Origin of the sequence: Burkholderia sp. BCC0405 (assembly GCF_902833075.1) — a bacterium.
Lineage (GTDB): Bacteria > Pseudomonadota > Gammaproteobacteria > Burkholderiales > Burkholderiaceae > Burkholderia.
Genome location: NZ_CADFEO010000015.1, coordinates 155,537 through 182,107 on the forward strand (window position 1 = coordinate 155,537; position 26,571 = coordinate 182,107).

Below are 26,571 nucleotides of genomic sequence, written 5' to 3' on the forward strand. Positions count from 1 at the left end.
GGTACCGCGCGCGTCATGACGACTTGCGCACGCGCAGGTACCAGTCGCAAAGCAGCCTCACCTGCTTCGGCGTATAGCCCTTCGCGACCATCCGGTTCACAAAGTCCTCATGCTTGCGCTGTTCCTCCGCCGAACCCTTTGCGTTGAACGAAATCACCGGCAGCAGTTCCTCGGTGTTCGAGAACATCTTCTTCTCGATCACGACGCGCAACTTCTCGTAGCTCGTCCACACGGGGTTCTTGCCGGCATTCGCCGCCCGTGCACGCAACACGAAGTTCACGATCTCGTTGCGGTAATCCTTCGGATTGCTGATGCCGGCCGGCTTCTCGATCTTCTCGAGCTCCGCGTTCAGCGCGGCGCGGTCGAAGCTCTCGCCCGTGTCGTGATCGCGGAATTCCTGATCCTGGATCCAGAAGTCCGCATACGTGACGTAGCGGTCGAAGATGTTCTGGCCATACTCCGAATACGACTCGAGGTAGGCCGTCTGGATCTCCTTGCCGATGAATTCCGCGTAGCGCGACGCGAGCACGTCCTTCACGAAGGACAGGTACTTCTGCTCGGTTTCCGGCGGGAACTGCTCGCGTTCGATCTGCTGTTCGAGCACGTACATCAGGTGCACGGGGTTGGCCGCGACCTCGCTCGAATCGAAGTTGAACACGCGCGACAGGATCTTGAACGCGAAGCGCGTCGACACCCCCGTCATCCCTTCGTCCACGCCCGCGTAATCGCGGTATTCCTGGTACGACTTCGCCTTCGGATCGGTGTCCTTGAGGTTCTCGCCGTCATACACCTGCATCTTCGAGAACAGGCTCGAATTCTCCGGCTCGTGCAGGCGAGACAGCACCGAGAACTGCGACATCATCTTCAGCGTGCCCGGCGCGCAGACGGCCTCGGCCAGCGACGAGTTGCGGATCAGCTTCTCGTAGATCTTGGTCTCTTCCGAGACGCGCAGGCAGTACGGCACCTTCACGACGAAGATCCGGTCAAGCAGTGCCTCGTTGTTGCGGTTGTTGCGGAACGCCTTCCACTCCGACTCGTTCGAGTGCGCGAGGATGATGCCGTCGAACGGAATCGCGCCGAAGCCCTCGGTACCCTTGAAGTTGCCTTCCTGGGTGGCGGTGAGCAGCGGGTGCAACACCTTGATCGGCGCCTTGAACATTTCGACGAACTCGAGCAGGCCCTGGTTCGCCAGGCACAGGCCACCCGAGTAGCTGTACGCGTCGGCGTCATCCTGCGCGTACTGTTCGAGCTTGCGGATATCGACCTTGCCGACCAGCGACGAGATGTCCTGGTTGTTCTCGTCACCCGGCTCCGTCTTCGCGATGCCGACCTGCCGCAGGATCGACGGATAGCGGCGCACCACGCGGAACTGGCGGATGTCGCCGTTGTATTCGTGCAGCCGCTTGACGGCCCACGGACTCAGGATGTTCTTCAGGTAGCGGCGCGGAATGCCGTACTGTTCCTCGAGGATCGGGCCGTCTTCGTCGTAGTCGAACAGCCCGAGCGGCGATTCGTTGACGGGCGAACCCTTCAGCGAATAGAACGGCACGCGCTCCATCAGCTGCTTCAGACGCTCGGCGATCGACGACTTGCCGCCGCCCACCGGGCCAAGCAGATAGAGGATCTGCTTCTTCTCTTCGAGCCCTTGCGCAGCGTGGCGGAAATAGGCGACCACCTGCTCGATCACCTCCTCCATTCCGTAGAACTCACGGAACGCGGGATAGACCTTGATGACCTTGTTCGCAAAGATCCGCGACAGGCGCGGCTCGTTGCGGGTATCGATGTGTTCAGGTTCCCCGATTGCTGCCAGCATGCGTTCACCAGCCGTCGCGTACGCGGATGGATCGTTCTTGCAGAGCGCGAGATACTCCTCCAGCGAGAGCTCTTCCTCTCGCGTTTTTTCGAAGCGGTTCGCGAAGCTGCTGTAAATATCCATGCTACCTCCCTCGCCTGAGTCTGAAGACGTGCCTGCCTTCGTACGACTGCGCAGAAGCAAGCGCGTTCGAATTCATCCTAAACCCTTTCTTATTTTTTTTCACGAACTCTTCGTATGAAGTTCGTCATTCTCGACAACACCGCTTGGACAACACATTTCGTCGTTTTACAATCGATCTCCCGAGTCGCACAAACTGCATCCGGCGCATCTCGTCGAACGACGGAACGTCTTGTGTGTTGGACACATCCGGCGTCGTCACTTCTCCCCTTCATCCCTATACGTTCGAGCGGTCGTTTTCGACGACACGTTGCGCGTGCCGTTACAAATTTTTTTCGCAGCGCCCTTACGGAGATACCCGTACGACGGACGTGGGAACGTCACATGCACCGGTGCACGCATCCGTCGATACAGGTCACGCGAGGCACGCGACGATGCGCGATCGTCATTCGTGCGCGCCGCCTGTCACATTTTTCAGCCGCGGAAACGACGACGCCCGCATGTCGCGGGCGTCGTTCGTCACCTAATGGGGATAGATGCGCGGCAAGCGCGAATCAGAAGGTTTCCCAGTCGTCCGAGCCAACGGCAGCGGCAGTCTGCGCCGGAGCAGCAGAAGCCGCGACGGGCTTGCGCGCCGGCGCCGCTGCGGCCGCGCGTTTCGGCGGCGCCTCGCGATCGTCGCGCGCGGCAGCCTGGACGGGCGCGGCAACCGCTGCTGCGGCAGGCGCACGCGGCGCGTGACGCACCGCAACCGGAGCGCTGCCGCCGGAGCGCGACGTGTCGTCGTCGAGCTGAAACACCGCTGCCGTTTCACGCAGGCGTCCGGCCTGTTCGTCGAGCGATTGCGCGGCGGCCGCGGCTTCCTCGACGAGCGCCGCATTCTGCTGCGTGACCTCGTCCATCTGCGCGACCGCGCGCGCCACCTGGTCGATCCCGCCGCTCTGTTCCTCGGACGCCGCCGCGATCTCGCCCATGATGTCGGTCACGCGCTGCACCGCACCGATCACGTCGCTCATCGTGCGCCCTGCTTCGTCGACCAGCGTGGAACCCGACCGGATGCGCTCCACCGATGCGTCGATCAGCACCTTGATCTCCTTGGCCGCGGTCGACGAACGCTGGGCCAGGCTGCGCACCTCGCCCGCGACGACCGCGAAACCGCGGCCTTCCTCGCCGGCCCGCGCGGCTTCGACTGCTGCATTCAGCGCAAGAATGTTGGTCTGGAACGCGATTCCTTCGATGATGGCAATGATGTCCGCGATCTTTGCCGAGCTGTCGTTGATCTCGCCCATCGTGCCGACCACCTGGCGGACCACCGTATTGCCCTTGTTTGCAATCTCCGACGCATTCGCGGCCAGCGAACTCGCCTGGCGTGCATTGTCCGCGTTCTGTTTCACGGTGCCGGTCAGCTGCTCCATGCTCGACGCGGTTTCCTGCAGCGCCGCGGCCTGTTCCTCGGTGCGCGACGACAGGTCGATGTTGCCGGCCGCAATCTGGCGCGCCGCGGTCGCGATCGACTCGCTGCCGCCGCGCACGGTGCGCACCGTGTCGACGAGCCCGCGCTGCATCTTGCCGAGGCCCTCGAGAAGCTGGCCCATCTCGTCCTGCCGGTCCACGACGATCGGCCGGCGCAGGTCGCCCGCGGCAATGGCGTCGAAATGCGCGAGCGCGTCGGCAATCGGGCGGCCGATCGCGCGGCTCAGCGTCAGCCACGACACGACCGCGGCGCCAAGGCCGGCCAACAACGCGACGATCGCCAGCACGCGCAGCGTGTCGTACACCGATTCCGCGTGATCGAAGCCGGCTTGCGCATCGGTGAACTGAAAGTCGCGCAGCGCCTCGCTCGCCGTCGCGAGGTCGTTGTAGCGCGCCTGGAGCTGCTTCGCGCCTTCGCCGATCCGGTCGGCCTGATTCGCCCCGATCACGCTCGCGAACGCGTCACACTCGTGCTGCAGTGCCTGCCGCTTTGCGGCGACGTCCTGGGCGAGCCGGTCTTCCTCCGGCCCGCGCGGCAACGCGAGGTACTTCTGCCACCACGTATCGGACTGCGCGCGCATCGCGCGGCTTCGTTCGACGGCCGCCGCCGCGTCCGGCGAGCCGGCCAGGAGCGCCGCGCGGTCGAGCGCCAGGCGTTCGCGCGCAGCGTAGATCTCGGCCACCGAAACGTCGACCGCGCTCGGCATCTGGTTCGTGAAAATATCGCGCGTCGTATCGTTCGCGCGCGTCATCCCGTACACGCCGAGCCCGCCGATCACACCCAGGAGTACCGCCAGAAACGCCATCGTGAAACCGATGCGCGCACGAATCGTCAGGTTTTTAAACACCATCATCCTTCCTGTGTTGCGTCGTGATGGACGGGACTGGCCCGTCGCTTCGAAGCATTGCTTCACTTGGTGCATTTACGACCATGTGCCGCACAACTTGATGGTGTTTCCGCTATTTTTTCGAATTATTCGTCTGTTTATTACAAATGGCTGAACGAATAATGCACGCTTCAGCATGTGCTGCAAGCCAGGCGATGGGAGGTTCTCCGCTGACGGCGAGCGTCGCGGATCCGCGGCCGGCCGTCATTTGCGACGAGCCGGCCGCGATGTGTGATCCGGCCCTATCCGGCCAGTTCGGCAAGCGTGGGAATCGACGGTTGCGCGCCCGCGCGCGTGACCGACAGCGCCGCTGCGCGTTGCGCGAAGCGGATGGCCGTGTCGACGTCCGCGCCCGCCGCGAGCCGCGCGGAAAAGCCGCCGATGAAGGTATCGCCGGCCGCCGTCGTGTCGACGGCCTGCACGGCCGGCGCCGGATAATGCCGTGCCGCGCCATCGGCCGTCAGCGCAAGCACGCCGCGCGCGCCCAGCGTCACCAGCACGTTGCGTGCTCCGCCGGCCTGCAGCACGCGCGCGGCGGCTTCCGCCTCCGCCGGGTCGCGCACCGGCAGCGCGGTCAGCGCGCCCGCCTCGACCTCGTTCGGGATCAGGTAATCCACGAGCGGCAGCCAGCCGTCCGGCAGCGGTGCGACGGCCGGGGCCGGATTGAGCACCACCGTGCGGCCGAGCCGACGCCCGGCCGACAGCGCCGCGAACACCGCGTCCGGCGGCGTCTCGAGCTGGCAGATCAGCACGTCGGCCGACGCCAGTGCGGCCTCGTGCCGTGCGATCGTCTCGGTCGTGACCTCGCCGTTGCCGCCCGCGACGATCACGATCGCGTTCTGGCTCGCATCGTCGACGACGATCAGCGCAACGCCGGTCGATGCCGACGCGCTCGTCGCGAGCCCCGCACAGGCGATCCCCTCGGCTTCGAGGCCCGCGCGCAACGCCGCGCCGTGCGCATCCGCGCCGACGCAGCCGATCATCGCGACCCGCGCACCGAGCCGTGCGGCCGCGACGGCCTGATTGCCGCCCTTGCCGCCCGCCGCCTGCGCGAATGCATGGCCGGCGAGCGTTTCGCCCGGCAGCGGCAAACGCGGCGCGCGCACGACGAGATCCATGTTGAGGCTGCCGACCACCGTCACGCGGCCGGCGCCTGCTGCGGGCGCGGTCATGCGCGACCGCCCGCTGCCGGCGGTTCGCGGTAGACCGCCGTCGATTCACGCAGCACGAGGCGCGGCGACACGACGCGGCGGCGGCTCGGCACGGCGGTCGACCCGCCGCCGATCCGCTCGATCAGCGTCTGCGCGGCCATTTCGCCGAGGGCGCGCACCGACTGGCCGACCGTCGACAGTGCCGGATACGTGTAGCGGGAGAATTCGATGTCGTCGAACCCGATGATCGAACAGTCGTCGGGCACGCGCATGCCGCGCTCGGCCGCCGCGCGCAGCGCGCCGACGCCCATCAGGTCGTTGCCCGCGAAGATCGCGCTCGGCCGCACCGATTCGAACAGCCGCGACGCCGCGTGATAACCGCCGAGGCACGAAAAGTCGCTTTCCGCGATCGCGCCCGGCACGATGTCGACGCCGCGCTCGGCCATCGCGCGGATGAAGCCGTGCACGCGCATCGCGCTGACCGCCGTGTCGGTCGGCCCCGTGATGCAGCCGATCTTCGCGTGCCCGAGTTCGAGCAGATGGCGCGTCGCCAGGTATGCGCCGCGCTCGTGGTCGATCTGCACGAGGTCGGCCGCCAGCCCCTCGATGTTGCGATCGACGACGACGAGCGGCGCATGGATGTCCGCGAGCGTCTGCGCGAGCACCGCATCCTCGCCCGCCGATGCAACGATCAGCCCGTCGATGCGCTTTTCCTGCAGCACGCGCAGGTAGTTGCGCTGCTTCACGGGATCGTCATCCGAGTTGCAGAAGAACACGCAATAGCCGTTGGCCGCGCACTGATCCTCGATGCCGCGCGCAAGCTCCGCGAAGTACGGATTCGTGCTGTTCGGCACGACGAGGCCGATGGTCGCCGTCGCACGCGCCTTCAGCGAGCGTGCCACCGCCGACGGCACGTAATTCAGCTCGCGGATTGCCCCCTCGACCTTCGCACGCACGTCCGCGGAAACCGGTCGCGAATTGTTCACCACGTGCGAGACAGTCGTAAACGACACGCCCGCCATGGCCGCCACATCCTTGATCGTCGCCATTTCCCGTTTCTCTCTGGTCTGTTCTGTCTGTCTTTCTACCGCACGCGCGTGCGCCGGCTGCGATACGTATCGAGCACGACCGCCACCACGATCACCGCGCCGGTGATGATCCGTTTCGTCGGCTCGTTCGCGCCGATCTGCGCCAGCCCCGCGGCCAGCACGGAGATGATCAACACGCCGAAGAACGTGCTGATCACCGAGCCGCGCCCGCCCATCAGGCTCGTGCCGCCGATCACGACGGCGGCGATCACCTGCAGTTCGAGGCCGACGCCCGCATTCGGGTCGGCCGCTTCGAGCCGCGAAATCTGGAACAGCGACGCAAGCCCTGCGAGCGCGCCCATCAACGCGAATACGAGGATTTTATACGGCTTCGGGTTAACCCCTGCAAGTCGGACGGCTTCTTCGTTCGTGCCGATTCCGACGAGATAGCGTCCGAACACGGTGCGCGTCAGCACGAACTGGGCCGCGATCATTACCGCGACCGCGATCAGGAACGCCGGCGAGATGCCGAGCGCGATCGGGTTCGACAGGAAATCGAACGCGTCGCCGATGTAGGCCGTGCGCGAATTCGTCAGCTGGTACGCAAGGCCGCGCGCGGCCTCCAGCACACCGAGCGACACGATGAACGACGGGATCCGCCAGCCGACCGTGACCGCGCCCGTCAGCGCGCCCGTGACGGTCGCGACCGCGATGCCGATCAGCGCGGCCGGCAGCGGCCCCCACTGCCATTTCAGCGCGGCGACGCTGACCATCGACGCGGCGAGCGCGAGCACCGAGCCGACCGACAGGTCGATCCCGGCGATGATCAGCACGAAGGTCATCCCGACCGACATCACGACGAGATCGGGAATCTCGTTCGCGATCGTGCTGAACGTATCGTAGGTCAGGAAATGCGAGCTCAGCGTCGAAAACAGCACGATCATCGCGGCGAGCGCGCCGGCGAGCCCGAGGTAGTTCGACAGGCCGAGCCGCGTGCCGGACAGCGTGCGCGCGCGGCGCCCCGTCACGTCCTGCTGCGCGCCTGCGTCGGTCGGGGTTACGGGAGGCTGGGTCATTGCTGTCGTCCTGTCGTCGAAGTGCCCGGGGCGGCGCCTGGCGCCTGCCCTGCGTCCGGATGCTGCGCGCCGCCCGGCGGCGTCTCGCGGCCGAAGCCGGCGAACGCCGCTGCCAGCAGCGCATCCTGGGTCCAGTTGCCGCGCTCGAACACGGCGGTCATGCGGCCGGCCGACATCACGCCGATCCGGTCGCAGATCAGCATCAGCTCGCGCAGGTCGCTCGACACGACGACAAGCGCGCGGCCTTCGCGCGCGAGCGCGCCCATCAAAGTGTAGATCTCGAACTTTGCGCCGACGTCGATCCCGCGCGTCGGCTCGTCGAACAGCAGCACGCCCATGTCGCGCGCGAGCCAGCGTCCGATCACGACCTTCTGCTGGTTACCGCCCGACAGCTCGCCGACCGCCTGCGTCGCGCCGTGCGTGCGGATCCGTAGCGCGTCGATCTGCTGTTCGGCGAGCGCCGTTTCGCGCGCGCCGTCGACGATCCCGCCGCGCGCGAGCCGGTCGAGCTGGCCGAGCGACACGTTCGCGGTGATCGACTGCGTCAGCAGCAGCCCCTCGCCCTTGCGATCCTCGGTGATCAGCGCGATGCCGTGCTTCACCGCCTCGACGGGCGAGGCGATCCGCGTCGGCTTCGGCGGCTGGCCGACCGCGATCGTCCCCGCGTCCGGCGCATCCGCGCCGTAGATCAGCCGCAGCAGTTCGGTACGCCCCGCGCCGATCAACCCCGAGATGCCGAAGATCTCGCCCGCGCGCACCTCGAGCGACACGTCGCGCACCGCCGCCCCGCGGGTGAGGCCCGACACGACGAGCCGCGGCGCGCCGATATGGCGCTCGCCGAGATCGATGTGCTCGCCGATCTCGCGCCCGACCATCAGCGTGACGAGCCCGTCGGACGTCGTCGCCGCCATGTCGCCCGCATGCACGAGCCGGCCATCGCGCAGCACCGCGACGCGCTCGGCGACACGCGCGAGTTCCTCGAGCCGGTGCGAGATGTAGATGATCGCGACGCCGCGCGCCTTCAGCCGGTCGATCTGTTCGAACAACAACTCGACTTCACGCGCCGTCAGCATCGCGGTCGGTTCGTCGAGAATCAGCACGCGGCAGTCGCCGATCAGGTTGCGCGCGATCTCGACCATCTGCTGGTGGCCGATACCGAGCGCGCCCACCGGCGTATCGGGATCGACCGTGTCGAGCCCGACCTGCGCCATCGCGGCCCGCGCATCGTCGCGCAGCCGCGCGCGATCGATGATCCCGAAACGCCGCGGCAGGCGGTTCAGGAACAGGTTCTCGGCGACCGTCAGCGTGGGCAGCAGGTTCAGTTCCTGCATCACCATGCGCACGCCGAGCGCCTCGGCCTGCGCCCGGCTCGCCGGCGCATACGGCTGGCCGCCGAGGTGCATCGTGCCGGCGCTCGGTTCGACGAGCCCGCCGATGATCTTCGACAGCGTGCTCTTGCCGGCGCCGTTCTCCCCCGTCAACGCTAGCGCGTGGCCCGGCTCGAGCGTCAGCGTGACGTCGGCGAGCACGGGTTCGGCATAGGTCTTGCCGACGCCGGATACGGACAGCACGGGAGTGGCTGCGCGGGAGGGTTGGAAAGTCGGGTCCATCGCGATCCTGGTTGCGGCCGCGCGCACGCGGCGCGCGGGTGTGACGCTCACAAGTGCATGTGCATGCAGTGGCCGTGATCGCGCTCACCCCGGATAACGGCCGCCACGCCAAATTCTTGAGGGCGGCGGCCGCATCGGGGCCGCGTCACTTCGTCACGAGATCCACCGGCGTCTCGACCACGCCCGACATGTCGGCCTGCTTGCGATGCTCTGCGATCGCCTTGAGCGCCGTGTCGATACCGAACACGGCCTGCTTCGCTGCGTACTGGTCGGCGGTCGCGAGCACGCGGCCGTCCTTCAGCATCGGCTTGATCGCGTTGATGTTGTCGTAGCCGACCACGAACACCTTGCCCTGCTTGCCGGCCGCGCGCACGGCCGACACGGCGCCGATCGCCATGTTGTCGTTGCCGCACAGCAGCGCCTTCAGGTTCGGGTACTCGTTGAGCATCGCGGCAGCGACCGCATTGCCCTTGTCGATCTCCCATTCGCCGGATTGCACCGACACGACCTTCATCCCGCCCGCCTTCATCGCGTCCTGGAAACCGGCCGTGCGCTGCTGCGCGTTCGTCGTCGTCGACACACCTTCGACGATGCCGACCTGGTCGCCCGCCTTCAGCCGCTTCGCGAGGTAATCGCCGATCTTGCGCGCGCCCTTGCGGTTGTCCGGACCGACGAACGGCACGTTCAGGTTCTTCGACTTCAGCACATCGGGATCGAGCCGGTTGTCGATGTTGACGACGATGATGCCCGCGTCGACCGCCTTCTTCACGACCGGCACGAGCGCCTTCGAATCAGCCGGCGCGAGCACGATCGCGTCGACCTTCGACACGATCATCTGCTCGACGATACGGATCTGGTTCGCCGTGTCGGTCTCGTCCTTGATGCCGTTGGTGATCAGGTCGAACTGGTTCGCGTTGTGTTTCTGGTATTCCTTCGCGCCCGTTTCCATCGTCAGGAAGAACTCGTTGGCGAGCGACTTCATCACGAGCGCGACCTTCGGCTTGGCCCTAGACTGCGCGTGGACGGCCGGTGCGGCGGCGACCGCGACGACGGCGAGCGCGGCGGTCAGGAAGCGACGGCGAAAGAGGACATTCATACGCATCTCCTGGCGACTGGCCCTAAGGGCCGGACGATTGTTGACTGTTGTTTTAATGTGAGCAAACGTTTGCGCCACACTACCCGGGCAACGGCCATCGGTGCTGCTGTCGGTACAACGAAATGGAAGCGAGGCAGACGGCCGACTGCCTGACGCGTGCTGTCGTTTACACGCCACCGCCGGCGGAACGCCGGCGGAGTGGAAACTATGCTGTACCGATTCGTGTCGGCGCGCAACCTGTCTGATCAATATTTAAGGGTTTATTCGGAGCGCGTATCACGCCGGATCCTGCGGCGCCGGCTCGTCTTCGCCGGCTGACGGCGGCTCGCCGAAGCGGTTTGCATGCGGCGTGCCGGCGATGAAGCCGTTCATCACGAACAACGCAAGCGCGCCGACAATCGGCACGAACAGCAACAGCATCCACCATCCCGACTTGTCGATGTCGTGCAGCCGCTTCACGCCGACCGCAATCGACGACCACACCGCGACGACCGCAATGGCGACGAGCACCAGCATCGCCAGCAGCGGCAGATCCTCTTCCGGCGCGCCGCGGGAACCCGCATCGAAAATCGCGCCGAGCACCGTGGAAGCCAGCGCGTAGATCCACCACGGCTGGCGCCCGATCCGGCCTTCGAAGGAAAAGAGAAACCATTTCAGACGCATTGCTTACCTCTTCGTCACGCGTGTCGCGAGTTGCGCGATATGTCTCCGAGTGTGTCGGGACCGGCAATCCGCGTGCATTGTTTTGTGAAGGTGGACGGCCTGCCGGCTGCGCCTTCCGCACTTCGTCCCGGTGCGGCTCATTGCGTCACCGGCGCCGACCGGCCGGTCAGGAAGGTGACCGCGGGGCCACGCGACCCTGCGTCAGCCGGCATTCGCACGCATTGAATCATATCTGCAGCAATACGGATCGTCCGGTATGGATGACGGCCGCCGCCGAAACGAGGCGTTCAGGCGTGCCTGCTTGTTCCTGTCGTTGCGCTGGCAAGCGAATGCATGTCGTTCGCCGTGTGCGGCGAAGAATTGGACGGGAAACCGCGATGGCGGTCGATGATTCCGTGAGTCGAACAACCGAGGCGGCGGCAGATCGCCTGCCGCTGCCCGATACATGACAACCCGCGCAGGTATGTCGCGCCATCCGCGGCGATCGCGTGGATGGCGCACGACGCGCTGCCGTCAAACGGCTTCGCGCAACATCCCCGCGATTTCCGCTTCGTTCAGGTGCGGCGCGAACATCTCGATCAGCCGGTACGCATACGCGCGCAGGAACGCGCCCTTGCGCAGCCCGACCCGTGTCGTGCTCGCCTCGAACAGGTGCTGCGTATCGAGCGCGACGAGCCCCGTGTCACGCTGCGGATCGTAGGCCATCGCGGCGACGACGCCGATCCCCATCCCAAGCTCGACGTAAGTCTTGATCACGTCCGCGTCGATCGCGGTCAGCACGACGTCGGGCACGGCACCCGCCGCCGTGAACGCCTGGTCGATGTGCGAGCGGCCCGTGAAGTCCTGGTCGTACGTGATGATCGGATACTCGGCGATTTCCTCGAGCGTCAGGTTCTCGCGGCCGACGAGCGGATGGCCCTTCGGCACGACGACCGTGTGGTGCCACGAATAGCACGGGAACGTGACGATGTCCGGATAGCGGTCGAGCGCCTCGGTCGAGATGCCGAGATCGGCCTCGCCGTTCAGGATCATCTGCGCGATCTGCTGCGGGCTGCCCTGGCGCAGCGCGAGATGCACCTTCGGGAACACGTCGGTGAACTGCCGGATCACCTTCGGCAGCGCGTAACGCGCCTGCGTGTGTGTCGTCGCGACGACGAGGTGGCCGCTGTCCTGATCCGCGAACTGGCGCGCGACGCGGCGCAGGTTCTCGGCGTCGAGCAGCATCCGCTCGATCAGCTGGTGCACGGCCTTGCCGGGCTCCGTGAGCCCCGTCAGCCGCTTGCCGCGCCGGATGAAGATGTCGACACCCAGCTCATCCTCGAGATCCTTGATCTGCTTCGACACGCCCGACTGCGACGTGTACAGCACGTTCGCGACTTCCGTCAGGTTCATGTTCTGGCGCACCGCTTCGCGCACGAACCGCAATTGCTGAAAATTCATGGGTATGCCTCTTAGGCTGTCGTTGTTTGATTGTCGAATCGGAGCAATTTCCGCCCCCTGCCCTGCATTTTTGCGTTAACGCGCGGGAAACACCCTCACGGCGCGCGGCACGGCGGTCGCGCCATCGCCGACCTGCAGCGACAGCGCACGCCACGCATCGCGATCGAGTTCCGCCTCGAGCGCGCCGCCCGCACGCGCCTCGAGTTCCACGCGCACCGACCCGCCGAGCGGAATCACGCGGCGCACGTCCACCGCGATGCCGTCGCGGTGCCCTTCGCCAACCGGCCACAGCTGCAGGTCGTGCGGACGCACATAGGCGTTCGCGGGGCCCGCGAAATCGGCATCGACCTCGATCGGCGCGGCCGCGCCCTCGGCGACGAAGCCACGCCCGGCGACCGTGCCCGGCAGCCGGTTGGCCGCGCCGAGGAACTCGTAGACGAACGCGCTCTGCGGATGATCGTAGACGTCCTGCGGGCTGCCGACCTGCTCGACATGGCCGCGGTTCAGCACGACGATGCGGTCCGCGACTTCCAGCGCCTCCTCCTGGTCGTGCGTGACGAAGATCGTCGAGATGTGCAGGTCGTCATGCAGGCGACGCAGCCAGCCGCGCAGTTCCTTGCGGACCTTCGCGTCGAGCGCGCCGAACGGTTCGTCGAGCAGCAGCACCTTCGGCTCGACCGCGAGTGCGCGAGCGAGCGCGATGCGCTGGCGCTGGCCGCCCGACAGCTCGGACGGATAGCGCTGCGCGAGCCAGTCGAGCTGCACGAGCTTCAGCAACTCGTGCACCTTGTCGCGGATCGCGCTTTCCGACGGCCGCTCGCGACGCGGCTTCACGCGCAGCCCGAACGCGACGTTCTCGAACACCGTCATGTGGCGGAACAATGCGTAGTGCTGGAACACGAAACCGACCTGGCGATCACGTGCGCCGACCGACGCGACGTCGAGCCCCTGCAACACGACCTGGCCGGCATCCGCGTGCTCGAGGCCCGCGATCACGCGCAGCAGCGTGGTCTTGCCGCAGCCGGACGGCCCCAGCAGCGCGACCAGCTCGCCGGGCGGGAAGTCGAGCGATACGTTGTCGAGCGCCGTGAAATCGCCGAAGCGCTTCTGAAGGTTACGGACGGTGATACCCATTCTGGTTGCCTCTTTACGATTTCGACGACACGGCGGCGACGGGGCCGGCATGTGCGGGAACGGTGTCGCGCGCGCCGGCCAGTTCGGCGGCGAGATGGCGCTCGGCGAGCAGCTTCAGCGCGAGCGTGACGAGCGCGAGCAGCGCCAGCACCGACGCCACCGCGAACGCCGCCGCGAAGTTGTATTCGTTGTACAGGATCTCGACGTGCAGCGGCATCGTGTCGGTCTGGCCGCGGATGTGGCCGGATACGACCGACACCGCGCCGAACTCGCCCATCGCGCGCGCATTGCACAGGATCACGCCGTACAGCAGCCCCCACTTCACGTTCGGCAGCGTCACGCGGCGGAAGATCTGCCAGCCGGATGCACCGAGCACGCGCGCGGCTTCTTCCTCGTCGGTGCCTTGTGCCTGCATCAGCGGAATCAGCTCGCGCGCAACGAACGGGAACGTGACGAAGATCGTCGCGAGCACGATGCCCGGCACCGCGAAGATGATCTGCACGTCGTGATCCTGCAGCCATGGCCCGAGCCAGCCCTGCGCGCCGAACAGCAGCACGTACACGAGACCCGAGATCACCGGCGACACCGAGAACGGCAGGTCGATCAGCGTCGTCAGCAGCGCCTTGCCGCGGAATTCGAATTTCGCGATCGCCCACGATGCGCACACGCCGAACACGAGGTTCAGCGGCACGGCGATCGCGGCGACGGTCAGCGTCAGCTTGATCGCCGACCACGCGTCGGGGTCGGCCAGCGATTCGAGATAGAAGCCGACGCCCTTTCTCAGCGCCTCGACGAACACCGCGGCGAGCGGCACGACGAGGAAGAACGCGAGGAACGCCAGCGCGATGCCCGTGAGCAGCCAGCGCACGACGCGCGACTCGCTGACGGGGTCGAGCCGCTTCGCGGCGCGCCCTTGCGCGGCCGACGACGGGGTTTTCAGCACGACGGTGGCCTCCTGGCTCATTGCTGGCCTCCTGCCGCAACGGCGGTGACGGTGGCGGGCGCGGGGCCGCTTGCGCCCTTGCTCGTCCTGCGCTGCAGATACCACTGCAGCGTGTTGATCAGCAGCAGCATCAGGAACGACACGACGAGCATCACGACCGCGAGCGCGGTCGCGCCCGCGTAGTCGTACTGCTCGAGCTTCGTGATGATCAGCAGCGACGTGATCTCGGATTTCATCGGCACGTTGCCGGCGATGAAGATCACCGACCCGTATTCCCCGAGCGCGCGCGCGAACGCGAGTGCGAACCCGGTGAGGAGCGCCGGCAGCACGGCCGGCAGCACGACGCGGCGGAACGTCAGCCAGCGCGACGCGCCGAGGCACGCGGCGGCCTCTTCCTGCTCGCGCTCAAAATCCTCGAGCACCGGCTGCACCGTGCGCACGACGAACGGCAGCCCGATGAAGGTCAGCGCGACCAGCACGCCGGCCGGCGTGAACGCGATCTTGATGCCGAGCGGCGCGAGATACTGGCCGACCCAGCCGTTGGTCGCGTAAACGGCCGCGAGCGAAATGCCGGCGACCGACGTCGGCAGCGCGAACGGCAGGTCGACGATCGCATCGACGAGGCGCTTGAACGGGAACGTGTAGCGCACGAGCACCCACGCGACGAGAAAGCCGAACACGGCGTTGATCAGCGCGCCGCCGAGCGCGGAGGAGAACGTCAGCCGGTACGACGCGAGCACGCGCGGCGACGTGACGGCGGTGACGAACTGGTCCCACGACAGCGTCGCGGTCTTCAGGAACGTGGCGGCGAGCGGTATCAGCACCACGAGGCTCAAATAGGCCACCGTGATGCCTAGCGTCACGCCGAAACCGGGCAGCGCGCTCGGCTTGCGAAAGGTGTACGTCGTCATCGGATGCTCTTGCTGGGTCGATGCTGCTCATGGGTCCGACGCAAACGCCGGCGCAGTGAATCGCGCCGGCGGACCGTCGGGGATGCGGCGCGCTATCGTGGCGCGCCGCTGTCGTTATGGCGTTACTGCGGCTTGTAGATCGAATCGAACACGCCGCCGTCCGCGAAATGCGTCTTCTGCGCATTCGTCCAGCCGCCGAAGGTATCGTCGACCGTGTACAGCTTCAGCTTCGGGAACTGCTTCGTCAGCTCCGCCGGCACATTCTTCGAACGCGGCCGGTAGTAGTTGCGCGCCGCGATCTCCTGGCCCTGCGGGCTGTACAGGAAGTTCAGGTATGCATCGGCCAGCTTGCGCGTGCCCTTCTTGTCGACCACCTTGTCGACCACCGCGACGGGCGGCTCGGCCAGGATGCTCACCGACGGCACGACGATCTCGAACTTGTCGGTACCGAACTCCTTGACCGACAGGAATGCCTCGTTTTCCCATGCGATCAGCACGTCGCCGATCCCGCGCTGCACGAAGCTCGTGGTCGCGCCGCGCGCGCCCGAATCGAGCACGCCCGCGTTCTTGTACAGCTTCGTGACGAATTCCTTCGCCGTCTGCTCGTTGCCGCCCGGCTTGTGCACCGCGTATGCCCATGCGGCCAGGTAGTTCCAGCGCGCGCCGCCCGACGTCTTCGGATTCGGCGTGACGATCGAGATGCCCGGCTTGGTCAGGTCGTCCCAGTCCTTGATCCCCTTCGGATTGCCCTTGCGCACCAGGAACACGATCGTCGAGGTGTACGGCGACGCGTTGTCGGGCAGCCGCTTCTGCCAGTCCTTGCTGACGAGGCCCTTGTTCGCGAGCGCGTCGATGTCGTACGCCAGCGCCAGCGTCACGACGTCGGCCTGGAGGCCGTCGAGCACCGAGCGCGCCTGCGCGCCCGAGCCGCCGTGCGACTGCTTGAAGTTGACGGTCTCGCCCGTCTTCGCCTTCCACTCCTTGCCGAACGCCTGGTTGAAGTCCTGATACAGCTCACGCGTCGGGTCGTACGACACGTTCAGGAAGGTCGTATCGGCCTGCGCGTGCGTCGCGACGCCCAGCGCCGCCGCCGCGCCCAGCGCGAGTGTTGCGATCAGGCGGCCCACCCCGCCCACCAGCCCCGTGTTGCGCTTGCCCATCCTTGGTTCTCCAGTGTTGTCGGTATTGCGATGTCGGGCCAGTCTAACGAACGGGTTACATGATTAAAAATAATCGTTCCTCATTTTTTAATACTCAAAAGTGCTAACGCAGGCTGGATGGACGGTTGCGGCAGATGAACCGGCGTCCGGGCGTCGCGAAATCGCGCCGGAACCGGCGCGATCGCGTCGAACCTCAAGTAACACTTGAAATTCGCGAACTACTGTATAAAAATACAGCTCACTGTCTATCCATACAGTTGAGCCATGACCAAACTCACCGCCCGTCAGCAGCAAGTGTTCGACTTGATCCGTCGCGCGATCGAGCGCTCCGGATTCCCGCCCACCCGTGCCGAGATCGCGGCCGAACTGGGCTTCAGCTCGCCGAATGCGGCCGAGGAGCACCTGCGCGCGCTGGCGCGCAAGGGTGTGATCGAGCTGGCCGCCGGCGCATCGCGCGGCATCCGCCTGCTCGGCATCGACGATGCCCCGCACCAGTTCACGCTGCCGCACGCCGGCCTGATGCAGCTGTCGCTGCCGCTCGTCGGCCGCGTCGCGGCCGGTAGCCCGATCCTTGCGCAGGAGCACATCTCGCAGCATTACGCGTGCGATCCCGCGCTGTTCTCCAGCAAGCCCGATTACCTGCTGAAAGTGCGCGGCCTGTCGATGCGCGACGCCGGCATCCTCGACGGCGACCTCCTCGCCGTGCAGAAGCGCACGGAAGCGAAGGACGGCCAGATCATCGTTGCGCGTCTCGGCGACGACGTCACGGTCAAGCGCCTGATGCGCCGGCCTGGCGGTCTCGAGCTGATCGCGGAGAACCCGGATTACGAAAACATCTTCGTCAAGGCCGGCAGCGCGGAATTCGCGCTGGAAGGCATCGCCGTCGGGCTGATTCGCTCGGGCGAACTCTGACATTCCGTCTCGCTCAGGAGAACATCATGGAACGCCTTTCCCGTCTGCTGCCTTTCCGTCAATTCGGTCGCCTGCGTCACCTGCGCGGCCGCACGCCCTGCGCACCGCTGTCCGCGGCGGCGCCCGTGCAAGAAGAAGTCGCAGTCGAACGGCAGGCGTCCCTGCTGCCGTCGGCGCTTCCCGCTTTCGCGCGGGTATCGCTGAACGCCGGCCTGAATCACGCCGAACCCGCGCGCCGCGCGCCGGTGCGCGTCTATCACGGCCGTTCGCGCCTGATCATGGTCGGCACGATCGATGCCGTGTGCCGGATGATCGATCGCTGCATCGCGGAGGAACGATCGGCCACGCCAGGCGGTCTCTGATTGCGGAATATCCCCGCACCGGAGGCAACGTGACCGGATCTTCGGGCCGCGCATGGCGGCTCAAGCCCCTGCTGATCGTCGTGCTGGCCGTCGCCATCATTGCGGCGATCGGCTATGGCTACGCGTCGCCATACGTCGCGCTCGGTCGCCTGAAATCGGCGATCGATGCGCGCGATGCGCAGGCCATCAGTGAGTATGTCGATTTCCCGTCGCTGCGCATCAGCCTGAAGCAGCAGGTCACGGAAGAGTTGATGCGCCGGATCGACGCAGTGAAGAAGAACAATCCGTTCGCGGTGATCGGTGCGCTGATCGGGTCGGCACTGATCGGCCCCCTGGTCGATGCGTACGCAACCCCGGAGGGCGTGGCCGCGCTGATGAGCGGATGGCCGCCGCGTGGCAATCCGGGTGAGCGTCCACCTGAATGGTCGAATTTGCCGCCAGGCAGCAATGCGCCGGGCAACACGCCGGCCGCACCCGCAGCCAATCCGGCTCCGGCGAGCGCAACCGCTCCGGGCAGCGACGCGGCCACCACGGCAGCGCCATCGCAATCACCCGCCGCTGCCGCATCGGCAAGCCCGGCCGACGCAACGCATGCGCCGCACCCGCAGCAAACGAGCGCCGGCTACCGGAATATCGATGAATTCGTCGTGACCTACCAGCGCAGTGCCGACGGCACGCGCTATGCGGCAATATTTCACCGCTTCGGCCTGTTCTCGTGGAAGTTGTCCGCGATCGACCTGCACGCTTGACAGGTCTTGAGTGGCCGCGGTCAGCGGCCGCGCCACGAATATGGCACGACGCCTGACCGGCGCGATTCTCCGGTCAGGCAGTCATCGAATCATTGGATTATTTGCCGTTCGCCGTGGCCGCTTCACGCTCACGCGCGATTTCGGCCTTCTGCTCCTGCGCCGACGAACACGCAACCAGAATGCTGCAGTTCACGCGGTCGAGCAGTTGCGTGTTGCCCGACCCCATCCACCATCTCGACAAGCCGCTACGGCACCGATGGCCGACAACGACGAGGTCGACCTTCAGTTCCGCCGCGAGATTCGCGATTTCGTCGATCGGATAGCCGAACGCGAAATGGCCTTCGGCCTGCACGCCGCGCTCGCGCAGCCAGTTCACCCCTTCCTGCAGGATTTCGCGCGCGGTTTCCTCGAACCGGCCGCACGCTACGTCGGTCAGCAAACCTGCGCTCTGCGCAATGCTCGAGCGCATATCGACAACCGACAGCAAATGCGTCTCGGCCTTCAGGTCCATCGCGAGGTTGGCGCCGCAGCGCAGTGCCTTGCGTCCTTCGAGCGTGCCGTCGTAACACAACAGAATCTTGTTGTAGCTAGCCATGAAGCCTCCCTATCGCGACAACGAGCCTACACATTCATCATGGTGCGCCGCAATTCAGGACGCAAGGGATGGAAAACGCTGATTCGCCCCGCTCGGCTCGTGCGCGATGATGCAGTGCACGATCGGTGCGGACATGCATCGCACCGTGCAGGCATGCCCGGAAGAGACGCAACCAATGCACTAGAATGGCTCGTCCGTACGCCATCGGGCCAACAGGCGCCGGGGTCGTTCGCTTCGGCCATGCCGGTGCGGCACGCAATCGTCCGATCGGTTCGCCAACCGGCCAGGCATCCGGAAGCGGAACGCATCCGCGCCCGCTTACAACGACAACCACCCCATGTCCGCTGCACCGATCGATTTCCGGAACGTCGAAAAACGCTATGGCGGCAAGCTCGTCGTCAACGGCCTGTCCTTCACCGTACAGGCCGGCGAATGCTACGGCCTGCTCGGGCCGAACGGCGCCGGCAAGACCACCACGCTGAAAATGCTGCTCGGCCTCACGCATCCCGATGCAGGCACCATTTCGCTCTGCGGCGAACCGGTTCCATCGCGTGCACGGCATGCGCGCCAGCGTGTCGGGGTCGTCCCGCAGTTCGACAATCTCGACCCCGACTTCACCGTGCGCGAGAACCTGCTCGTGTTCAGCCGCTATTTCGGCATGTCGGCGCAGGCTGCGCACGCGCTCGTGAAGCCGCTGCTCGAATTCGCGAAGCTCGAGAACAAGGCCAATGCGAAGGTCGGCGAGTTGTCGGGCGGCATGAAGCGCCGCCTGACGCTCGCCCGCGCGCTCGTCAACGATCCCGATGTGCTGGTGCTCGACGAGCCGACGACGGGCCTCGACCCGCAGGCGCGTCACCTGATGTGGGAACGGCTGCGCTCGCTGCTCGCACGCGGCAAGACGATCCTGATCACCACGCACTTCATGGAAGAAGCCGAGCGCCTGTGCGACCGCCTGTGCGTGATCGAGGAAGGCCGCAAGATCGCCGAGGGCGCGCCGCACGCACTGATCGAATCGGAGATCGGCTGCGACGTGATCGAAATCTACGGGCCCGATCCAGCCACGCTGCGCGACGAGCTGTCGGCGTTCGCGAAGCGCACCGAGATCAGCGGCGAGACGCTGTTCTGTTACGTGAGCGACCCGGAACCGCTCAGTGCGCGACTCAAGGGCCGCACGGGGTTGCGCTATCTGCATCGCCCGGCCAATCTCGAAGATGTGTTCCTGCGGCTCACGGGCCGCGAAATGCAGGACTGATCGATCATGGACGTCCGCAACTATTCCGCCGCCGCACCGTCGGCACCACCGCGCGTGTCACGTTTCGCGATCGCGATGCCCGCGAACGCGACCAACTGGATCGCCGTCTGGCGGCGCAACTATCTCGTCTGGCGCAAGCTCGCGCTCGCGTCGATGTTCGGCAATCTCGCCGATCCGATGATCTATCTGTTCGGGTTGGGGTTCGGGCTCGGCCTGATGCTCGGCCATGTCGACGGCGTGTCGTATATCGCGTTCCTCGCGGCCGGCACGGTCGGGTCGAGCGTGATGATGTCCGCAAGCTTCGAGTCGATGTATTCGGGATTCTCGCGGATGCACGTGCAGCGCACGTGGGAAGCAATCATGCATACGCCGCTCGCGCTCGGCGACATCGTGCTCGGCGAGATCGTCTGGGGGGCCAGCAAGGCGATGCTGTCGGGGGCTGCGATCATGCTCGTCGCGGGGGCGCTCGGCTATGCGCGGTTTCCGTCGATGCTCGCGGCGCTGCCCGTGATCGCGCTCGCCGGCCTCGCGTTTGCAAGCATCGCGATGATCGTCACGGCGCTCGCGCCGTCCTACGATTTCTTCATGTTTTATCAGACGCTCGTGCTGACGCCGATGCTGCTGCTGTCGGGCGTGTTCTTCCCGATCACGCAGTTGCCGCCGATCGCGCGGCATGCGGCGCAGGCGCTGCCGCTCGCGAATGCCGTCGAGTTGATTCGGCCCGCGATGCTCGGCCGGCCAGCGACCGACATCGCGCTGCATGTCGCGGTGCTCGCAGGTTACGCGGTCGGCGGATTCCTGCTGTCCGCATGGCTGTTCCGCCGGCGGATGATGCGCTGACGGCCGGCGCACCGGGCGCCGGCTTCATGCGACGACGTTACTCGTCGTCGTCGCTCCACGGGATCTCGACGTCGGTCAGGAACGCGACGGTCGCGAGCGGGCCGCCTTCCTGGCGGCCCAGCTTGCCGTCCGCGCGATGCCATTCGACGCGGAACTGCGTGCCCGGATCATCGGCAAGCAGATAAACCGAGCGCAGCTCTTCCTTGTCGGCTTCGTCCACCGGGCCGTCGAACGACACCAGCATCTTCTGCGGCCACAGGCCGTTGACCGGATCGTAAATGCGGTCGCCCTGCGGAATATCGATGCTGGCTTCGACGCCGATCGTTGCGGAGGCCTCGATGATCATCATGCCGAGTGCGCTCAGCACGGCAGTCGCCCGCGCGGAATTGGCCTGGCGGATCGCGAGATCGCCGCGCGTCAGCGCCTTTTCGAGTCGAGGATGGATCTTCGGTTGGGTCATGCGTTTTCCTGTTTGCTTCTTGTAAATGGCGCCGCACGCGTGAAACGGCGGCGCCGGATGAATACGACGATTGCGCCCGATTGGCGCGCCGCTTGCGCGCGTCAGAACCCGAGCGCGACCGCGAGCAGGCCGCTTGCGATCCCGAACACGACGACGAGGATCGCGACGATGGCCAGCATGTAGGGCTTGAACGAACGCGCGAGCATCGCGAGCGACGGCACGCTGATCGGCGGCAGCGTCATCAGCAGCGCGGCGGCCGGGCCGACGCCCATGCCGAGCGACAGCATTGCCTGGATGATCGGCACCTCGCCGGCCGTCGGGATCACGAACAGCATGCCCGCGACCGCGAACGCGACGATCCAGCCGAGATGATTGCCGATGTCCGGGCCGATATGCGGGAACAGCCACGCGCGCGCGGCGCCGAGCAGCAGCACGAGCACGATGTATTCGGGCACGAGCCGCACGGCCATGCGCGCAAGCAGCTTCATCCAGCGGACGAACGGATTGCCGGCCGCGGCCTGCTCGGCCGCCAGCGCGGCGAGCTGTGCATCGTCGATGCTGCGGTCTTCAGGGCGTGCGATGCGGTTCAGCAGATAGCCGATCCCGAACACCATCGCGATGCCGAGCACCAGACGCAGCGCACTCCAGTGCCAGCCGAGCACGAAGCCCATGAACACCAGCGCCGCCGGGTTCAGCACCGTGTTGCCGAGCCAGAACGCGACCGCGCCGCCCGGCGATGCATGGCGCGCACGCAGCCCCGCGACGACCGGCGCCGCGCAGCACGTGCACATCATGCCGGGCAGCGACAGCAGTCCGCCCGCGGCGACGCTGCCGAAGCCGGTGCGGCCGAGCACGCGTGCAACCCAGTGCGCGGGCAGCAGCGCCTGCACGGCCGAACCGAGCAGCAGGCCCAGCACCATCGCCTGCCAGATCGCCTTGCCGTACGCCCACGCGTAATCGAGCGCGGCCTTCAGCGACGGCTCGGGAGCGGCCGCCGACGTGCCCATCAGGATCGACTGGCCGATCGAATGATGCTCGGCGGCAACGAACGCCTTGTTGTAGTACGGGAACCATTTCACATAGAACAGGCCCGCGACCGCGATCAGCAGGAAGGTCATCCAGCCGAGGGTCGGACTGGGTTGGGTACGTGTGGTCGTCATCGTGTGGTCGTCGATTGGTCTTGGTCGGATTCGGATGTCGCGCCTGCGGCAAGCGCGGCCGATGCGGGCAGCCCGGCTTGCGCGAGTGCGGCCAGCAGCGCACGCGCCTGATCGCGCCCGTCGGCGGCGTTGGGCCGGAACGTGAACGTCAGCGCCCGGTTCGGCTTGTTGTAGGTCGCGCGATAGGTGCGCGCATAGGCGGGATCGTAATGCTTGTCGATCAGCTCGGTGAACAGCTCCGCCCGCGCGTCCGCATCGATCAGCGCCTTCCAGCGTGTTACTTGTTCGCGGCTATGCAGCCCGATCAACCGATCGAGCTGCGCCTTGAAGGTCTCCGGTTCGTCGAACAGGTGAGCATAATCGTCGAGGAGGAATGCGATGCGCTCGTCGTGCGCCGCGTCGACATGCACCCACGGCCCTGCGTGAAACGCTTCGATCAACGCGATCGGCAACTGCACGAGCCCGATCCTGCGGCTTTCCGATTCGACGAACACCGGCCATTCGGGGTCGAAACGCCCGAGTGTTTCGACGAGCCCGGAGTCGAACCCCTTCTGCGCCGGCTGCGGCTTGCCCGGAAGCGCGCCGAGCAGCGAACCGCGATGGCACGCAAGCGCCTCGAGGTCGAGCGTCTGCGCGCCCACGTCGCGCAGTGCGTTCAGCAGGCGCGTCTTGCCGCAGCCCGTGTGGCCGACGAGCGCGATGTAGCGAAAGCGCGTCGGCAGCGAGTCGAGCGTCGCGCACACCGACTGGCGGTACGCCTTGTAGCCGCCGTCGAGCTGGCGCGCTTTCCAGCCGATCAGGTTGAACCAGGTCGTCATCGAGCCCGAGCGCTTGCCGCCGCGCCAGCAGTAGATCAGCGGCCGCCAGTTGCGCGGACGGTCGGCGAACGTCGTATCGAGATGGCGTGCGATGTTGCGCGCGACGATCGCCGCGCCGACCCGGGTCGCCTCGTACGGCGACACCTGCCGGTACATCGTGCCGATGAGCACGCGCTCCTCATTGCTGAGTACGGGCGCGTTCAGCGCGCCAGGGATATGATCCTCGGCGAACTCGAGCGGCGTGCGCACGTCGATGATCTCGTCGAACTCACCGGCGTGATCGAGGGTAACAAGCAGGTTCTTCAATTTGGCGTCGAACAGGGGCGATGCGGCTCGATGAGTCGCATGGGCGCGGAAGGCGGATTGACGATTATCTCACGGCCGGCGTCTCGGGCCGCGCGCGGCGGTCGGCGGCGCCGAGGCGGCCTGCATCGCATCGATCAGATGGTCGCGGAACGCACGAACCGACGCGGGTAGATCGCGCCCCGCCATCGTCTGCACCTGGATGCTGCGCTCGCGCAGCTGCGGGTTCGTCACGGGCACGACGACGACGCCGTCCGCGGCGCAGCGATCGCGCACCGACAGCAGCCCCGTAAACATCACCGCGCCCGTGCGCCGTGCGTAGCCGTACATCGCCGCCGTGTTGTTGCTCGTCAGTTCGGGCTCGAGCAGCAGCCCGTCGAGCGCGCACGCGATGTCGATCAGTTGGCGCACCGTCGTGCCGGCCTCGGGCAGCACGTGCGGATGACGCGCGACATCGGCGAGCGACACCGCTTCTCGCGTCGCGAGCGGATGGTCGTGCCGCACCAGCGCGAAGATCGGCGCGCGCTCGGTGTGCTCGACACGCACGCCCTTCTCCGGCGCGAGGCTGAAGCTCAGCGCGATGTCCACGTCGCCGTCGCGCACCCGCCGCGTCGCGTCCGCCGGCGACACCACCCAGACGGAGAAATCGACGCCCGGATGGCGCGCCTTGAAACTGGCGAGCGTGCCGGGCAGGAAATCGATCGCGAACCCTTCCGAGCATGCGATCTTCAGCAGGCTCCCGTGCAGCACATCGAGCCCGCCGATGTCCTTCATCACATGCTCGGCCTCGAGCAGGCTGCGCTGCGCGAACGCCAGGAGCCGCTCGCCGGCCTCCGACAGCGCCATTCCGCGCGGCCGGCGCTCGAACAGCGGTGCGCCAAGCTCGCTCTCCAGTTTCGCGATCTGGCGGCTGATCGCCGATACGGCCACGTGCAGCCGCGCGGACGCGTCACTGATCGAGCCGGTGCGCGCCACTTCGACGAAATACCGCAATGCCAGGCCATGCAGGAAAGCCGCCATCGTTCTGTCTCCGCCCGGCTGCCGGCCGCGCTGCTTTGCCTTTTCGGCAAAGAAAGGTTCGAAATTCGATCATTGTGACAAAAAAAACGGCTTTCTAGAATCGATCGCACCTCACGCTGCAGGCACGATCCGGCGCGTGCAGCGAACCCGATCAAGGAGCACGACTTGAGCCGTACCGCCGCCATCCAGCACGCGCTGAACCAGTTCGAATCCGGTGCGTTCTTCACGACCCTGAGCCGCCGCGTCGGCCTGCGCACCGAAAGTCAGGAAAGCGGCAACGATGCCGCGCTGCGCGCGTACCTGACCGACGAGATCGCCCCCGAAGCCGCGCGCCTCGGCTTCACGTCGCGGATCGTCGACAACCCCGTCGACGGCGGCGGCCCGTTCCTGCTCGCATCGCGCCACGAAGACGATGCACTGCCGACCGTGCTGATCTATGGCCACGGCGACGTCGTGCGCGGCTACGACGCGCAATGGCGCGCACCGCTGTCGCCGTGGACGCTGACGGCCGACGGCGACCGCTGGTACGGCCGCGGCAGCGCCGACAACAAGGGCCAACACACCATCAACCTGGCCGCGCTGGCGAGCGTGCTCGACGCGCGCGGCGGCCAGCTTGGCTTCAACGCGAAGCTGCTGATCGAGATGGGCGAGGAAACGGGTTCGCCGGGCCTCGATGCGCTGTGCCGCCTGGAGCGCGACGCGCTCGCGGCCGACGTGCTGATCGCGTCCGACGGCCCGCGCATCGCCGCCGCGCGCCCAACGGTTTTCCTCGGTTCGCGCGGCTCGGTCAATTTCAAGCTGAGCCTGCGCGCCCGCGACGGCGCGCATCACTCCGGCAACTGGGGCGGGCTGCTGCGCAATCCGGCGATCGTACTCGCCCATGCGCTCGCGAGCCTCGTCGACGCGCGCGGCGCGATTCGCGTCGCGGGGCTGCGTCCGCCGCCGATCCCGGCCGCCGTGCGCGATGCGCTCGCCGATCTCTCCGTTGGCGGCGGCCCCGGCGACCCGGCGCTCGACGCCGGCTGGGGCGAGCCCGGCCTCACCGCGGCCGAGCGCGTGTTCGGCTGGAACACGTTCGAGATCCTCGCGTTCAAGGCCGGCAACCCCGAGCACCCCGTCAATGCGATCCCGCCCGCCGCGTATGCGCACTGCCAGTTGCGCTTCGTCGTCGGCACCGACTGGGAAGCGCTGCATGCGCATCTGCGCACGCACCTCGATGCGCACGGCTTCGCCGACATCGAGATCGACGTCGAAAGGGGCGCCCCGGCGACGCGCGTGCCGCCGGACGATCCGTGGGTCCGCTGGGCCGTCGCGTCGCTGGCGCGGACCACCGGCAAGAAGCCCGCGATCCTGCCGAATCTCGGCGGCACGCTGCCGAACGAAGTGTTCGCCGACACCCTCGGGCTGCCGACGCTGTGGGTGCCGCACTCGTACCCGGCATGCTCGCAGCACGCGCCGGACGAGCACCTGCTCGCGAGCGTCGTCAGCGAGGGGCTGCAGATGATGGCCGGCCTCTTCTGGGATCTCGGCGACGACGCGCCGACCGTTCGCCGCGCGGCGCCCGCCGCGACCGGCGCCGCCCTGTAACGCGCTTC

Annotated in this window: 24 protein-coding genes; 6 read left to right on the plus strand and 18 right to left on the minus strand. The window is 66.7% G+C overall.

Going from position 1 to position 26,571, the window contains the following annotated elements:
• Positions 1 to 13 precede the first annotated feature (13 nt).
• From HWX36_RS24165 to HWX36_RS24225, 13 genes are all read right to left on the minus strand, one after another.
• Entirely contained in the window at positions 14 to 1,936 is a 1,923-nt protein-coding gene (locus HWX36_RS24165) for a PrkA family serine protein kinase (RefSeq protein ID WP_043182748.1), read from the minus strand.
• A 551-nt stretch (positions 1,937 to 2,487) separates the two neighbouring features.
• On the minus strand, positions 2,488 to 4,257 hold the full coding sequence (locus tag HWX36_RS24170) for a methyl-accepting chemotaxis protein (RefSeq protein ID WP_175955450.1): 1,770 nt from the start codon (positions 4,255 to 4,257) through the stop codon (positions 2,488 to 2,490).
• Positions 4,258 to 4,535: 278 nt separating this feature from the next.
• A complete protein-coding gene (gene rbsK, locus HWX36_RS24175) occupies positions 4,536 to 5,465 on the minus strand; it encodes a ribokinase (RefSeq protein WP_175955452.1) in 930 nt (309 codons plus the stop codon).
• Positions 5,462 to 6,493, minus strand: a complete 1,032-nt coding sequence (locus tag HWX36_RS24180; RefSeq protein ID WP_175955454.1) for a LacI family DNA-binding transcriptional regulator — start codon at positions 6,491 to 6,493, stop codon at positions 5,462 to 5,464. Before HWX36_RS24180 ends, rbsK begins: the two co-directional genes overlap by 4 nt.
• A gap of 35 nt (positions 6,494 to 6,528) precedes the next feature.
• Entirely contained in the window at positions 6,529 to 7,548 is a 1,020-nt protein-coding gene (locus tag HWX36_RS24185; protein WP_175955457.1) for an ABC transporter permease, read from the minus strand.
• Positions 7,545 to 9,158: a sugar ABC transporter ATP-binding protein gene (locus HWX36_RS24190; protein WP_175955459.1), complete on the minus strand. Its 1,614-nt coding sequence runs from the start codon at positions 9,156 to 9,158 to the stop codon at positions 7,545 to 7,547. The genes HWX36_RS24185 and HWX36_RS24190 overlap by 4 nt, the downstream gene beginning before the upstream one ends.
• Positions 9,159 to 9,303: 145 nt before the next feature.
• Entirely contained in the window at positions 9,304 to 10,254 is a 951-nt protein-coding gene (locus HWX36_RS24195; protein WP_175955460.1) for a sugar ABC transporter substrate-binding protein, read from the minus strand.
• Between the two features lie 276 nt (positions 10,255 to 10,530).
• Positions 10,531 to 10,917: a DUF805 domain-containing protein gene (locus tag HWX36_RS24200; protein WP_175955461.1), complete on the minus strand. Its 387-nt coding sequence runs from the start codon at positions 10,915 to 10,917 to the stop codon at positions 10,531 to 10,533.
• 513 nt (positions 10,918 to 11,430) lie between these two features.
• Entirely contained in the window at positions 11,431 to 12,357 is a 927-nt protein-coding gene (locus HWX36_RS24205) for a CysB family HTH-type transcriptional regulator (protein WP_175955462.1), read from the minus strand.
• A 75-nt stretch (positions 12,358 to 12,432) separates the two neighbouring features.
• On the minus strand, positions 12,433 to 13,491 hold the full coding sequence (locus tag HWX36_RS24210) for a sulfate ABC transporter ATP-binding protein (RefSeq protein WP_011351896.1): 1,059 nt from the start codon (positions 13,489 to 13,491) through the stop codon (positions 12,433 to 12,435).
• Between the two features lie 13 nt (positions 13,492 to 13,504).
• Complete coding sequence (cysW, locus tag HWX36_RS24215) at positions 13,505 to 14,455, minus strand: sulfate ABC transporter permease subunit CysW (protein ID WP_175955463.1); 951 nt, start codon at positions 14,453 to 14,455, stop codon at positions 13,505 to 13,507.
• Complete coding sequence (cysT, locus tag HWX36_RS24220; RefSeq protein ID WP_175955464.1) at positions 14,452 to 15,345, minus strand: sulfate ABC transporter permease subunit CysT; 894 nt, start codon at positions 15,343 to 15,345, stop codon at positions 14,452 to 14,454. Before cysT ends, cysW begins: the two co-directional genes overlap by 4 nt.
• A 122-nt stretch (positions 15,346 to 15,467) precedes the next feature.
• Positions 15,468 to 16,505: a sulfate ABC transporter substrate-binding protein gene (locus HWX36_RS24225; protein ID WP_069256599.1), complete on the minus strand. Its 1,038-nt coding sequence runs from the start codon at positions 16,503 to 16,505 to the stop codon at positions 15,468 to 15,470.
• A 264-nt stretch (positions 16,506 to 16,769) separates the two neighbouring features.
• On the opposite strand from HWX36_RS24225, the gene lexA reads away from it, so the two are divergent.
• The 3 genes from lexA to HWX36_RS24240 are packed head-to-tail and all read left to right on the plus strand — an operon-like array spanning position 16,770 to position 18,528.
• Complete coding sequence (lexA, locus tag HWX36_RS24230; protein ID WP_009689103.1) at positions 16,770 to 17,417, plus strand: transcriptional repressor LexA; 648 nt, start codon at positions 16,770 to 16,772, stop codon at positions 17,415 to 17,417.
• 26 nt (positions 17,418 to 17,443) lie between these two features.
• The gene (locus tag HWX36_RS24235; RefSeq protein ID WP_043182727.1) at positions 17,444 to 17,779 is read left to right on the plus strand and encodes a hypothetical protein; all 336 of its coding nucleotides are present in this window, start codon (positions 17,444 to 17,446) and stop codon (positions 17,777 to 17,779) included.
• Between the two features lie 29 nt (positions 17,780 to 17,808).
• Positions 17,809 to 18,528 carry a DUF2939 domain-containing protein gene (locus HWX36_RS24240; protein ID WP_175955465.1) on the plus strand — a complete coding sequence of 240 codons (720 nt, stop codon included), beginning with the start codon at positions 17,809 to 17,811 and terminating at the stop codon, positions 18,526 to 18,528.
• A gap of 97 nt (positions 18,529 to 18,625) precedes the next feature.
• Here HWX36_RS24240 and HWX36_RS24245 read toward each other — a convergent pair whose 3' ends face one another.
• Complete coding sequence (locus HWX36_RS24245) at positions 18,626 to 19,123, minus strand: universal stress protein (protein WP_175955466.1); 498 nt, start codon at positions 19,121 to 19,123, stop codon at positions 18,626 to 18,628.
• Positions 19,124 to 19,460: 337 nt separating this feature from the next.
• On the opposite strand from HWX36_RS24245, the gene nodI reads away from it, so the two are divergent.
• Positions 19,461 to 20,375: a nodulation factor ABC transporter ATP-binding protein NodI gene (gene nodI, locus HWX36_RS24250; protein ID WP_175955467.1), complete on the plus strand. Its 915-nt coding sequence runs from the start codon at positions 19,461 to 19,463 to the stop codon at positions 20,373 to 20,375.
• A gap of 6 nt (positions 20,376 to 20,381) precedes the next feature.
• Positions 20,382 to 21,215, plus strand: coding sequence for an ABC transporter permease (locus HWX36_RS24255; RefSeq protein ID WP_175955469.1), 834 nt, complete (start codon positions 20,382 to 20,384; stop codon positions 21,213 to 21,215).
• Between the two features lie 37 nt (positions 21,216 to 21,252).
• Here HWX36_RS24255 and HWX36_RS24260 read toward each other — a convergent pair whose 3' ends face one another.
• The 4 genes from HWX36_RS24260 to HWX36_RS24275 form a co-directional block, all read right to left on the minus strand.
• Positions 21,253 to 21,675, minus strand: a complete 423-nt coding sequence (locus HWX36_RS24260; protein WP_175955471.1) for a hypothetical protein — start codon at positions 21,673 to 21,675, stop codon at positions 21,253 to 21,255.
• Positions 21,676 to 21,776: 101 nt separating this feature from the next.
• Complete coding sequence (locus HWX36_RS24265; protein WP_175955473.1) at positions 21,777 to 22,835, minus strand: permease; 1,059 nt, start codon at positions 22,833 to 22,835, stop codon at positions 21,777 to 21,779.
• Positions 22,832 to 23,959: a tRNA 2-selenouridine(34) synthase MnmH gene (gene mnmH, locus HWX36_RS24270; RefSeq protein ID WP_175955475.1), complete on the minus strand. Its 1,128-nt coding sequence runs from the start codon at positions 23,957 to 23,959 to the stop codon at positions 22,832 to 22,834. Before mnmH ends, HWX36_RS24265 begins: the two co-directional genes overlap by 4 nt.
• Positions 23,960 to 24,028: 69 nt before the next feature.
• Positions 24,029 to 24,976, minus strand: a complete 948-nt coding sequence (locus HWX36_RS24275) for a LysR family transcriptional regulator (protein ID WP_175955477.1) — start codon at positions 24,974 to 24,976, stop codon at positions 24,029 to 24,031.
• Positions 24,977 to 25,141: 165 nt separating this feature from the next.
• Here HWX36_RS24275 and HWX36_RS24280 point away from each other — a divergent pair, with 165 nt between their 5' ends.
• On the plus strand, positions 25,142 to 26,563 hold the full coding sequence (locus HWX36_RS24280; protein WP_175955478.1) for a M20 family metallopeptidase: 1,422 nt from the start codon (positions 25,142 to 25,144) through the stop codon (positions 26,561 to 26,563).
• Positions 26,564 to 26,571: the final 8 nt, after the last annotated feature.